At 68.4% G+C, this 12,592-nt stretch carries 8 protein-coding genes and 2 pseudogenes; 9 read left to right on the top strand and 1 reads right to left on the bottom strand.

Annotation, left to right across the window (positions count from 1 at the left end; all coding sequences use genetic code 11):
- The first annotated feature begins 13 nt into the window (after positions 1-13).
- From CQY20_RS21400 to nhaA, 3 genes are read left to right on the top strand one after another with little or no spacing between them, the layout of a single operon-like run.
- On the top strand, positions 14-1,141 hold the full coding sequence (locus CQY20_RS21400) for a glycoside hydrolase family 76 protein (RefSeq protein WP_097942092.1): 1,128 nt from the start codon (positions 14-16) through the stop codon (positions 1,139-1,141).
- Positions 1,138-3,078 carry an acetoacetate--CoA ligase gene (locus CQY20_RS21395; protein WP_097942091.1) on the top strand — a complete coding sequence of 647 codons (1,941 nt, stop codon included), beginning with the start codon at positions 1,138-1,140 and terminating at the stop codon, positions 3,076-3,078. Before CQY20_RS21400 ends, CQY20_RS21395 begins: the two co-directional genes overlap by 4 nt.
- A 50-nt stretch (positions 3,079-3,128) precedes the next feature.
- The gene (gene nhaA, locus CQY20_RS21390) at positions 3,129-4,952 is read left to right on the top strand and encodes a Na+/H+ antiporter NhaA (protein ID WP_097942113.1); all 1,824 of its coding nucleotides are present in this window, start codon (positions 3,129-3,131) and stop codon (positions 4,950-4,952) included.
- On the opposite strand, the pseudogene CQY20_RS21385 reads toward nhaA, so the two are convergent.
- A pseudogene (locus CQY20_RS21385) lies at positions 4,941-5,903 on the bottom strand (LysR family transcriptional regulator). The gene nhaA and the pseudogene CQY20_RS21385 overlap by 12 nt on opposite strands.
- A gap of 23 nt (positions 5,904-5,926) precedes the next feature.
- Here CQY20_RS21385 and CQY20_RS21380 point away from each other — a divergent pair.
- The 6 genes and pseudogenes from CQY20_RS21380 to CQY20_RS21355 all read left to right on the top strand — a co-directional run bounded on the left by CQY20_RS21380 (position 5,927) and on the right by CQY20_RS21355 (position 12,567).
- Positions 5,927-7,126, top strand: coding sequence for an XdhC family protein (locus CQY20_RS21380; RefSeq protein WP_165789287.1), 1,200 nt, complete (start codon positions 5,927-5,929; stop codon positions 7,124-7,126).
- A 10-nt stretch (positions 7,127-7,136) separates the two neighbouring features.
- Positions 7,137-8,026 (top strand): annotated as a pseudogene (locus CQY20_RS21375) (FAD binding domain-containing protein).
- Between the two features lie 13 nt (positions 8,027-8,039).
- Positions 8,040-8,531, top strand: coding sequence for a (2Fe-2S)-binding protein (locus tag CQY20_RS21370; RefSeq protein WP_097942089.1), 492 nt, complete (start codon positions 8,040-8,042; stop codon positions 8,529-8,531).
- Entirely contained in the window at positions 8,528-10,927 is a 2,400-nt protein-coding gene (locus tag CQY20_RS21365) for an aerobic carbon-monoxide dehydrogenase large subunit (RefSeq protein ID WP_097942088.1), read from the top strand. The genes CQY20_RS21370 and CQY20_RS21365 overlap by 4 nt, the downstream gene beginning before the upstream one ends.
- Positions 10,928-10,937: 10 nt before the next feature.
- On the top strand, positions 10,938-11,672 hold the full coding sequence (locus CQY20_RS21360; protein ID WP_097942087.1) for an XdhC family protein: 735 nt from the start codon (positions 10,938-10,940) through the stop codon (positions 11,670-11,672).
- A gap of 10 nt (positions 11,673-11,682) precedes the next feature.
- Positions 11,683-12,567, top strand: coding sequence for an AAA family ATPase (locus CQY20_RS21355; protein WP_097942086.1), 885 nt, complete (start codon positions 11,683-11,685; stop codon positions 12,565-12,567).
- The last annotated feature ends 25 nt before the right edge of the window (positions 12,568-12,592 follow it).

Here is a 12,592-nt window from a genome sequence, read left to right as displayed (position 1 = left end):
CAGGATCGAGGCCATGGCTCCGATCTGGGCGAACAGGGCGGCAAGCGCTGAGGCGGCCATCACGAAACGCCATCTGAGACGGTTGTGGCAACTCCCAGGGACGCAACTCGGCGTCGTCGCATGGCCGCCGTCGCGGCGGGACCGCTGGTTCGGCACCTGGCATTACTGGTGGCAGGCGCATCTGCTGGACAACCTCGTCGACGCGCAGGTGCGCGATCCGCAGCCCGAGCGAATCGTCACGATCAAGCGCCAGATTCGCTCACATCGCTTGCGCAACAACATGTCCTGGGTCAACGACTACTACGACGACATGGCGTGGCTGGCGCTGGCGCTCCAACGGGCGGGCCGACTCGCCGGCGTCGAGAAGCCCGGCGCGCTGAAGAAGCTCTGCGAGCAGTTCGTCAACGCGTGGGTGCCCGAAGACGGCGGTGGCATCCCGTGGCGCAAACAGGACCAGTTCTTCAACGCCCCCGCCAACGGCCCGGCAGGCATCTTCCTGGCCCGCTACGACGACCGGCTGCGCCGCGCCCAGCAGATGGCCGACTGGATCGACGAGACGTTGATCGACCCGCAGACGCACCTGGTGTTCGACGGCATCAAGGGCGGTTCGCTGGTGCGGGCGCAGTACACCTACTGCCAGGGCGTCGTGATCGGGCTCGAAACCGAACTCGCCGCGCGCACCAGCGACGACGAGCACGCGCAGCGGGTGCACCGACTCGTCGCCGCCGTGGACAAGGAGATGGCACCCGGCGGGGTGATCAAGGGGGCAGGAGGCGGCGACGGCGGGCTGTTCAATGGGATCCTGGCGCGCTACCTCGCGCTCGTCGTCACCACGCTGCCGGAAAAATCACCGGAAGACACAACGGCGAAAGAGACGGCCCGCAATATCGTGATCAAGTCCGCGCAGTCGGCATGGGACTACCGGCAGACCGTCGACGGGCTGCCCCTGTTCGGGCCGTTCTGGGACCGTAACGCCGAACTGCCCAAGCCCGGCGGCAAGGAGGCCCAGTTCGTCGGGGGCGCCGTCAACGCGTCCGAGATCCCCGAACGCGACCTGTCGGTGCAGTTGTCGGGCTGGATGCTGATGGAAGCGGCGCACGCGATCACCGTGCACGACACAGAGGAGGACACGACGGCATGACCGAACCCGGCGGTTGGACACCGGACGAAAACACGGTCAAACACGCCAACCTGACCCGCTTCATGGCATGGCTGTCCGAAACCGGCCGCGGTGACTTCGCCGACTACCAGCAGCTATGGCAGAAGTCGATCGACGACATCGCCTGGTTCTGGGACGCGGTGTGGCGCTACTTCGACATCCGCGCCTCCACGCCCGCCGACACGGTGCTCGCCAGCAGGGAAATGCCTGGCGCGCAATGGTTTCCAGGCGCGACGCTGAACTACGCGGTCGAGGCGTTCCGACACGAGACCGACCGGCATCCCGCACTGGTCGTCGCGGGTGAGGACGGCGCGACGGAGTGGTCGTGGAGCCGGCTGCGGTCCGAGACCGCGGCGTTCGCCAACTATCTGCGCAGGCTCGGCGTCAAGCCCGGCGACCGCGTCGTCGGATACCTGCCCAACGTCGGCGAGGCCGTCGCGGCTTTCCTCGGCGCCGCCGCAGTCGGGGCGACCTGGGCCGTGTGCAATCCGGACCTGGCCGTCGACGGCGTGGTGGCGCGGCTCGGACAGCTGGAACCGACCGTGCTGGTCGCCAGCGACGGCACCGTGTATGCGGGCAAGCGCCACGACCGCAGCAAGGAGCTCGCCGAAATCCGTGCCAAACTGCCGACACTCAAGGCGACGGTGCTGGTGCCGCGGCTGGGCACGCAGCCGCCCGACGATGTGGTTCCGTGGTCGACGGTGCTCGAGCTGGACGCGCCGCTGGAGATCACCCCGGTGCCGTTCGACCATCCGCTGTGGGTGCTGTTCTCCTCCGGCACCACCGGCACGCCGAAGGGCATCGTGCACGGCCACGGCGGCGTCGTGCTGGAACACCTGAAGTATCTGAGCCTGCACGCCGACCTGAACCCCGGCGAGCGTTTCATGTGGTTCTCCACCACCAGCTGGATGATGTGGAACCTGCTGGTGTCCGGTCTGCTCGTCGGCGCGACCGTGGTCTGCTACGACGGCAGCCCCACCTACCCGAAGACCGACAGCCTGTGGAAGATCGTCGCCGACAACAAAGTCAACCTCTTCGGCGCGGGCGCAGGCTATTTCCTCGGCTGCGCGAAGGAACAATCCAAGCCCGGTGCGAACTATCCGCTCGACGCGCTGCGGTGCGTCGGATCGACGGGTTCGCCGCTTCCCGCAGCCGGATTCCGCTGGATCCAGGAGGGCGTCGGCCGCCAGCTGCCGGTGATGTCGATGAGCGGCGGCACCGACGTGGTGACCGCGTTCATCGGCGGCTGCCCGCTGGTGCCGATCGTCGCGGGCGAACTGAACGTGATCTGCCTCGGCGCCGACGTGCAGGCCTGGACCGACGAGAACACCCCGGTGGTGGGCGAGGCGGGCGAGCTGGTGCTGACCCAGCCGATGCCGTCGATGCCGGTGTTCTTCTGGAACGACCCCGACGGTAGCCGCTACCGCAAGGCCTACTTCGACAAGTACCCCGGCGTCTGGTGTCACGGCGACTGGATCACCATTACCGAACGCAATTCCGTTGTCGTGCATGGCCGTTCCGATGCCACGTTGAACCGCATGGGAGTACGCATGGGCAGCGCCGAAATCTACAATTCGGTCGAGACACTGCCCGAAATCAAGGACTGCCTCGTGGTGGGGGTGGAGCAGGAGGACGGCGGCTACTGGATGCCGCTGTTCGTGCACCTGGCCGACGACGCGAAACTGGACGACGCGCTGCGCGACAAGATCGTCACGGCCATCCGCAACGGCGCCTCACCGCGTCACGTGCCCGACGACATCATCGACGTGCCGGGCATCCCGCGCACCATGACAGGCAAGCGGTTGGAGATCCCGATCAAGCGAATCCTTCTGGGCGCCAAGCCCGAAGATGTGGTATCCCGCAGCGCCGTGGACCAGCCCGACCTGCTTCCCGTCTTCACCGAGCACGCACGGACGTGACCACCGACGCGGGAGAGGCGGGGACCGGCGGCTTCCCGCGCATCGCGCGGATGCTGCCTTCGCGGTTCAGCCGCGACGCCAAGACCTCCCGCACCACCGAGAACTGCGCCGCTGGGTTCCTGCTGCTGGCCACCGCGGTGGCCATCCTGTGGGCCAATTCCCCGTGGACCGAGAGCTACTGGAACCTGCTGGACACCCACGTCGGGTTCAGCCTCGGCGACGCCACGTTCGAGCTGACGGTCAAGCACCTGATCAACGACGGCTTGATGACGTTCTTCTTCTTCGTCGTCGGCCTCGAGGTGATGGCGGAGTTCACCATCGGCGAGTTGACCGACCGTGCCAGGGCGGCGGTGCCCGTGTTCGCGGCCGCCGCGGGTCTGGCCGTGCCCGCGCTGATCTTCCTGATCATCAACTCCTCGGGTGAGGCGACGAATGCATGGGGCGTGGTCATCTCCACCGACACCGCGTTCCTGATCGGCGCGCTGGCCGTCATCAACCCCAAATTCCCTGCCCGGCTTCGGATTTTCCTGCTCACCCTTGCCGTGGTCGACGACGTCGGTGCGCTCGCGGTGATAGCGTTGTTCTACTCCGACAACATCCGGGTCATGCCCCTGCTGGTCGCCGCGGTGCTGATCGCGGTGATCGCGCTGGTGCGCTACCTGCCCGCCGGCCGCGGCCCGGCGTATGCGGCCACGGGCTTCGCGCTGTGGGTGGCGACGTATATGAGCGGCGTGCACCCGACGCTGGCCGGCGTGGCGATCGCGCTGCTGATACCCGTGTTCACCCCCGAACGCCGACAGGTCGAGCAGACGGTCGAGTTGATCCGGGCGTTTCGCCAGTCGCCCAACTCTCAGTACGCCCGCGCCGCCAGTCGTGGCCTGCGCGAGTCGATCTCGATCAACGAACGCCTGCAGGCCCAGTTCGGGCCGTACGTGTCGTTTCTGGTGCTGCCGCTGTTCGCATTGGTCAACGCCGGCGTTCGGCTGACCGGCGAGACCATGTCGGCGGCCATGCGCTCGCCGCTGACGTGGGGCATCGTCGGAGGCCTTGTGCTCGGCAAATTCATCGGCATCACCGGTGCGACGTGGCTGGTGCAGCGGATCGGGTTGGGCCAACTGGCGCCGGGCCTGACGCTGCGGCGCATCGCCGGCGGCGCGGCGCTGTCCGGAATCGGGTTCACCATCTCGCTTTTCATCATCGAGATCGCGATCGAGGACCCGCTGCTTCAGGACGAGGCGCGGGTCGGCGTGCTGCTCGCGTCGCTGCTGGCATTTCTGCTCGGCTACGCCATCTTCCGCATCACCGATTGGGTCAGCCCGCCCGAACCCGTCGGGCTCAAGCTGGTGCGGCCGGTCGACCCCGAGCGCGACCACATCCTTGGCAACCCCGACGCCACACTCACCCTCGTCGAGTACGGCGACTTCGAATGCCCGTTCTGCAGCCGCGCCACCGGATCCATCGACCAGGTGCGCGAACACTTCGGCCCCCAAATGCGGTACGTGTGGCGGCATCTGCCGCTGGAGCGGGTGCATCCGCGTGCGTTCGACGCCGCCCGGGCCAGCGAGGCCGCCGCGCTGCAGGGCAAGTATTGGGAGATGGCCCGCACGCTGTTCGAGCATCCCGACGACCTCGAGTGGTCGGACATGTATCGCTACGCCGTCGCCGTGGGCTGTGACATCGACCGCTTCGACCACGACGTGCGCGTGCACGGCTCGAAGGTCACCCACCGGGTGCAGGACGACGTCGAGGACGCGGAGGTGATGGACCTGAACTCGACGCCGACGTTCTTCGTCAACGGCAAACGGCACAAGGGGCCGTGGGACGCCGCGAGCCTGATCCGCGCGCTCGACGAGACCCGGCCGTCAACTCCATAGCGTCACATGAACTTTGGGGCGGAACCTCGTCACCCCGACACCGGTGCCGCGCAGCATCGCCTGTGTGCAGCGCGGCGTGGTGATGAAGCGCAGCAGTTCGGAGGCCGCGGGCTGACGCGCGGCGGGCGGCAGCGTCATCGCACACCATTCGCCGGGCGCCGTGAGATCGTGACCCTTGACCTGGATCACCCGGCCCGCAGCCAGATGCTTGCCGACCGTGAAGCCGATCGCCAGCGTGACCCCGCCGACGCGCAGCACCTCCTAGAGGGCCGCGGCGTCGCTCTGGAAGATCCGTTGCGCCGACTCCGGGATCGCCAATCGCCGTAGTATCGCCGCGATTTCACCGTCGGGGTTGCCCGCCGACGGGCCAAGCATCCACTGCTGTTCGGCCAGCAAGCCCTTGCTCGGCTGATGGCCGGCCAGCGGGCTGTCCGGCGCGGCGACGGTGAGGGTCTGGTACTTCAAGAACGGCCGCACGACGATCGAACCGTCGGCGCTGTCGTCGTCGGCGCCGGGGCCCAGCGCGATATCCACCGCGCGCGACGTGATCAGCTCGCGGAAGCGGCCGGTGGGATGCACCGACAGTTCCACCGACAGGTCCTTGGCCCGCGAGGAGAAGAGCTCGATCAGACCCGGCGCGGCGTGTTCGGCGAATGCGCTCGAGGCCGCGATGCGCAACAATCGCTTGCCCCGCGCGGCCTCGGTGACCTCGATGGCCGTCTGCTGCTGCAGGCCGAGGATCTCCACCGCCCGGCTCGCCAGCCGCAAACCGCCTGGCGTGAACGCGAGGCCCGCGGCCGTCTTGGAGAACAGCGGGTCGTCGAGTTCCTTGCGCAGCTGGGCGACATGCATCGAGACGCCCGCGTCTGACATGCCGAGCTCCTCGGCGGCGGCCCGCACAGATCCCAGCCGCACCACGGCCGAAAAGGCCCGAAGCTGAGCCGGTGTCACGAATTGAGCCTACTATGGGAGACGTGCGTGAGGTGCTGAGCGAGCTGCTGGCTGTCTGGGAAGCGGGTGAAACGGCGGGCGTCGGCACCGTCGTGCGGACCTTCCGGTCCGCGCCGCGACCGCCGGGGGCGTCGATGGTGGTGGCGCCCGACGGCACGGTCAGCGGCTCGGTGTCGGGCGGCTGCGTCGAGGGCGCGGTCTACGACCTTGCCAATGAGGTCATGGCCGACGGGACGCCCCGGCTGGAGCGCTACGGCATCAGCGACGACGACGCGTTCGCCGTCGGGCTCACCTGCGGCGGCATCCTCGATGTCTTCGTCGAGCCGGTGTCGCGGACGACGTTTCCCGAACTGAAGACCGTCGCCGACGACATCGCCGAGCACCGGCCGGTCGCGGTGGCCACCGTGATCTCCCACATCGACCCCGAGTGGGTGGGTCGCAGGCTGATCGTCGGGCCGGACACGGCGCGCGGGTCGCTCGGCTCGCCGCGCGCCCACGCCGCGGTCGCCGACGACGCCGCCGGGCTGCTGGCCGCCGGGCGCAGCGAGGTGCTCACCTACGGCCCCGACGGGCAGCGCCGCGGCTCCGGCATGGAGGTGTTCGTCGCCGGCTACGCGCCGCGGCCAAGGATGCTGGTGTTCGGCGCCATCGACTTCGCGGCGGCGCTGGCCCAACAGGGCTCGCTGCTGGGCTACCGGGTCACCGTGTGCGACGCGCGGCCGATCTTCGCGACTCGCGCGCGTTTCCCGACCGCCGACGAGGTCGTCGTCGAATGGCCCAACCGCTACCTGGCCGCCCAGCAGGAGGCCGGCGAGATCGACGGCCGCACCGTCATCTGCGTGCTCACCCACGACCCGAAGTTCGACGTACCGTTGCTCGAGGTCGCGCTGCGGCTGCCCGAGGTCGGCTACATCGGCGCCATGGGCTCGCGGCGCACGCACGAGGACCGGTTGGCGCGGCTGCGCGAGGCCGGGCTGACCGACGCCGAACTCGAACGGTTGCACAGTCCCATCGGCCTCGACCTCGGGGCGCGCACGCCCGAGGAGACGGCGGTGTCGATCGCGGCCGAGATCATCGCCGGCCGGTGGGGCGGCGGCGGCCGTCCGCTGACCGAGATGACGGGCCGCATCCACCACGAAAGCAGCGAGTTAAGCGATCACTTAACTCAATATTCACGATCGCGCCGGACCGGCTCAGACTGGCCGCACAGCCCATCTCTGTGAGGTCAATCACATGCAGGTACCTGGTCCTTTTGAATACGAACGTGCGACGAGCGTCGATCACGCGGTCGGCTTGCTCGACCGGTTGGGCGACGGCGCGTTGATCGTGGCCGGCGGGCACAGCCTGCTGCCGATGATGAAACTGCGCATCGCCAACCCCGAATACCTCGTCGACATCAACGACCTGGCCGACGAGCTCGGCTACATCATCGTGGAGCCGACGCTGGCCAGGATCGGCGCCATGGCCCGGCACCGCCAGGTGCTCGAGCACGACCAGCTGGCCGAGGTGTGCCCGATCTTCCGGGACGCCGAACGGGTGATCGCCGACCCGGTGGTGCGCAACCGCGGCACGCTCGGCGGTTCCCTGTGCCAGGCCGACCCGCCGAGGACCTGACCACGGTCAACACCGTGCTGGGCGCCGTCTGCGTGGTGCGCGGACCGTCCGGTCAGCGCGAGGTCCCCATCGACGAATTCCTGACCGGCCCGTACGAGACGTCGCTGGCATTCAACGAGATGCTCGTCGAGGTCCGGATCCCGCTGCGGCACCGCACGTCGAGTGCCTACGCGAAGGTCGAACGCCGGGTCGGGGACTGGGCGGTGGCCGCCGCCGGCGCGGCGGTGACGCTCGACAACGGCTCGATCGCGGCCGCCCGCGTCGGCCTCACCGCCGTCAACGCCGACGCCGACAGGCTGGCCGCGGTGTCCGAAGCGCTGGTCGGCCAGACGCCCACCGACGAGGTGCTCGCCGAAGCGGGCAGGCGCGCCGCGGCGGCCTGCGAGCCCGTGACGGACATGCGCGGCAGCGCCGACTACAAGCGCCACCTCGCAAGCGAGCTGACGATCCGAACATTGCGCACCGCGATCCAGCGGGTGCGCGAAGCCCCAGAACCGCAAGGCAATTAGGAAGCGAGCGACCATGCAGGTGACGATGACAGTCAACGGCGAACAGGTGACCGCGGAAGTCGAACCTCGGATGCTGCTCGTGCATTTCCTTCGAGATCAATTGCAGCTCACCGGAACTCACTGGGGCTGTGACACCAGCAACTGCGGCACATGCGTCGTCGAGGTCGACGGCGAACCGGTGAAGTCGTGCACCATGCTCGCCGCGATGGCCTCCGGCCATTCGGTGCGCACCGTCGAGGGGCTCGAGGTCGACGGGCGGCTCGACCCCGTGCAGGAGGGGTTCATGCAGTGCCACGGCCTGCAGTGCGGCTTCTGCACCCCGGGGATGATGATCACCGCCCGCTGTCTGCTCGAAAGCAACCCCGATCCGACCGAAGACGAGATCCGCGAGGCCATTTCGGGCCAGATCTGCCGCTGCACCGGCTACACGACGATCGTGCGCTCGGTGCAGTGGGCGGCCAAAGCCCGCAAGGACCAAGCCGAGAAAGAGGGGGCCACCGCATGACCACGCTCGAGTCCCGCCCACCGTCCGGCGACGACCTCACCGACAACGACCAGAAGCCCTGCGGCCACGGCCGGATGCTGCGCAAGGAGGACCCGCGCTTCATCCGCGGCCGAGGAAACTACGTCGACGACGTCAACCTCCCCGGCATGCTGCACCTCGCGATCCTGCGCTCGCCGTACGCGCACGCCCGCATCAACAGCATCGATGTCTCTGCCGCGCAGGCACATCCGAAGGTCAAGGCCGTCGTGACCGGCGCCGACCTGGCCGAGAAGGGCCTGGCGTGGATGCCGACGCTGTCCAACGACGTGCAGGCGGTGCTGGCCACCGACAAGGTGCGCTTCCAGGGTCAGGAAGTGGCCTTCGTGGTCGCCGAGGACCGCTACTCCGCGCGTGACGCGCTGGAGTTGATCGACGTCGACTACGAGCCACTCGCACCCGTCGTCGACGCGCGCAAGGCGCTCGATCCCGACGCCGAAGTCATCCGCACCGACCTCGAGGGCAAGACCGACAACCACTGCTTCGACTGGGAGACCGGCGACGCTGCGGCGACCGAGGCCGCGTTCGCCAAGGCCGACGTCGTCGTCAAGCAGGAGATCGTGTACCCGCGGGTGCATCCCGCGCCGATGGAAACCTGCGGCGCCGTGGCCGATCTCGACCCGGTGAGCGGCAAGCTGACCCTGTGGTCGACGACGCAGGCGCCGCATGCGCACCGCACGCTGTATGCGTTGGTGGCAGGCCTGCCCGAGCACAAGATCCGCATCATCTCACCCGACATCGGCGGCGGCTTCGGCAACAAGGTGCCGATCTACCCGGGCTACGTGTGCGCGATCGTCGGGTCGCTGCTGCTGGGCAAGCCGGTCAAGTGGATGGAGGACCGCAGCGAAAACCTCACCAGCACAGGGTTTGCCCGCGACTACATCATGGTGGGCGAGATCGCGGCCACCAAGGACGGCAAGATCCTGGCGATCCGGTCCAACGTGCTCGCCGACCACGGCGCGTTCAACGGCACCGCCGCGCCGACGAAGTATCCCGCCGGCTTCTTCGGAGTATTCACCGGCAGCTACGACATCGAGGCCGCCTACTGCCACATGACGGCGGTGTACACCAACAAGGCGCCTGGCGGTGTGGCCTACGCCTGCTCGTTCCGCATCACCGAGGCGGTGTATTTCGTTGAGCGTCTCGTCGATTGCCTGGCCTACGAGCTGAAGATGGATCCGGCGCAGCTGCGGCTGCAGAACCTGTTGCGCCCGGAGCAGTTCCCGTACAAGTCGAAGACCGGCTGGGTGTATGACTCCGGCGACTACGAGACCACAATGCGCAAGGCCATGGAGATGATCGGCTATGACCAGCTGCGCGCCGAGCAGAAAGAGAAGCGCGAGCGCGGCGAGCTGATGGGCATCGGCATGTCGTTCTTCACCGAGGCCGTCGGCGCGGGCCCGCGCAAGGACATGGACATCCTCGGCCTTGGCATGGCCGACGGCTGCGAGCTGCGCGTCCATCCGACCGGCAAAGCCGTTGTGCGGCTGTCGGTTCAGACCCAGGGGCAGGGCCACGAGACGACGTTCGCCCAGATCGTCGCCGAAGAGCTGGGCATCCCGCCCGACGACATCGAGGTGGTGCACGGCGACACCGACCAGACCCCGTTCGGGTTGGGCACCTACGGCAGCCGGTCCACACCGGTGTCGGGTGCCGCGGCCGCCCTGGTGGCGCGCAAGGTGCGCGACAAGGCCAAGATCATCGCCTCCGGCATGCTGGAAGCCTCGATCGCCGACCTGGAGTGGGACAAGGGTTCTTTCCGCGTCAAGGGTGACCCGGCGGCATCGGTGACCATCCAGGACATCGCGATGCGCGCCCACGGTTCGGCAGACCTGCCGGAGGGCCTGGAGGGCGGCCTCGACGCCCAGATCTGCTACAACCCAGAGAATCTCACCTATCCCTACGGCGCCTACTTCTGCGTCGTCGACATCGATCCCGGCACCGCGGTGGTCAAGGTGCGCCGCTTCCTGGCCGTCGACGACTGCGGCACCCGCATCAACCCGATGATCGTCGAGGGCCAGGTCCACGGCGGCATCGTCGACGGCATCGGCATGGCGCTGATGGAGATGATCGCCTTCGACGAGGAGGGCAACTGCCTCGGCGGCTCGCTGATGGACTACCTGATCCCCACGGCGATGGAGGTGCCGCCGCTGGAGACCGGGTTCACCGTCACCCCGTCGCCGCACCACCCGATCGGGGCCAAGGGCGTCGGCGAGTCCGCCACCGTCGGGTCGCCGCCGGCCGTGGTCAACGCCGTCGTCGACGCGCTTGCGCCGTTCGGGGTGCGCCACGTCGACATGCCGCTGACCCCGTCCCGCGTGTGGGAGGCGATGCAGGGCAGGGCCACCCCACCGATCTAGCGGAGGAAGCATGCGCACAGCGACGAGGATCGAGGAACGGGTTGCCCAACTGCGGCGCGCCCGCACCCCGTTCGTGCACGCCACGGTGGTACGCGCGGCGCCGCCGACCTCCGCGCACCCTGGAGACGAGGCAATCCTGCTGTCGGACGGCACAATTGAGGGCTTCGTCGGCGGGCACTGCGCGCAGAACTCGGTGCGCAAGGCCGCGATGGGTGCGCTGCAGTCAGGCGAGAGCATGCTGTTGCGCGTGCTGCCCGACGGCGACCTGCACTTCCCCGATGCGCCGGGGGCCTGCGTCGTCGTCAACCCCTGCCTGTCGGGCGGGGCGCTGGAGATCTTCCTGGTGCCGCAGGTGCCGCCGCCGATGATCCGGGTGTTCGGCACGACGCCGATCGCCGACGCGGTGGTGAACCTGTGCGGCGCCATGGACTACGACGCGGCCGTCGGCGACGTCAACGACCTGACCGGCACCACCGCGGTGGTGATCGCCAGCCTCGGCGGCCCGGAGGCCGAGATCGTTCGGGCCGCGCTGGAGGCGAACGTGGGCTACATCGGGCTGGTGGCCAGCCGGGCCCGCGGTGAGGCGATCCTGGCGGGGCTGGATCTGACCGAATCCGAACGCGCCAGGGTGCACACCCCGGTCGGCCTGCCGATCGGCGCGAAGACGCCCGCCGAAATCGCCGTGTCGATCGCGGCCGAAGTGGTCAAGGCGATCCGGGTCGACGGGCTGAAAGCACCCGCATGAGCGTGGGGCGATGACGCATCCCTTCGCCGACGTCGACGACGTCATCCGGCGCTTCGACGAAAAGAACTATCTGCTCGACATCGGCACGGCGTCGGCGATCTATCTTGCCGTCACGCTCGGTCGGCCGCTGCTGCTGGAGGGTGAGCCCGGCGTCGGCAAGACGACGGCGGCCAAAACGCTCGCCGCCGTACTGGACACGCCTCTGGTGCGGCTGCAGTGCTATGAGGGGCTCACGCCGGCCGAGGCGCTCTACGACTGGAACTACCAGCGGCAGCTGCTGGCGATCCGGCTCGCCGAGACGACGGGAACCACGCTGGCCGAAGCGGACCTCTACACCGAGGACTACCTCGTCGACCGCCCGATCCTGCAGTGCGTGCGCTATCGGGGTGCGGCCCCGCCGGTGCTGCTGATCGACGAGATCGACCGTGCCGACGACGAATTCGAAGCGCTGCTGCTGGAGTTCCTCGGTGAGGCTGCGGTGACGGTGCCCGAGTTGGGCACGTTCGTCGCCGAGCAGCCGCCGATCGTGGTGCTCACCTCCAACCGCAGCCGCGACCTGCATGACGCGCTGCGGCGGCGCTGCCTGTATCACTGGATCGACTACCCCGAGCCGTCGCGCGCGGTCGCGATCGTGCGGCGCACGGTGTCGGGCGCAACGACCCCGCTGATCGAACACGCGACGCAATTCATCGCCACCACAAGGAATCTCGATCTCGACAAGCCGCCCGGTGTCGCCGAGACGATCGACTGGGTGGCCGCGCTCGTCGCGCTCGGCGTCGCCGACCTGGTGGATGCCGACACCGAATCCGGGCTGGCAGGCCTGGGCGCGCTGGCGAAGACGCCCGACGACTACACCTTGATCAGCGAGGCGTTCGCCGAGTACAGCTCGCAGTGAATAAGCTCGCATCGAAACCCACGGA

This window comes from Mycolicibacterium agri, assembly GCF_002553505.1.
Lineage (GTDB): Bacteria > Actinomycetota > Actinomycetes > Mycobacteriales > Mycobacteriaceae > Mycobacterium > Mycobacterium agri.
This window is presented reverse-complemented; position numbering and strand designations above follow the sequence as displayed.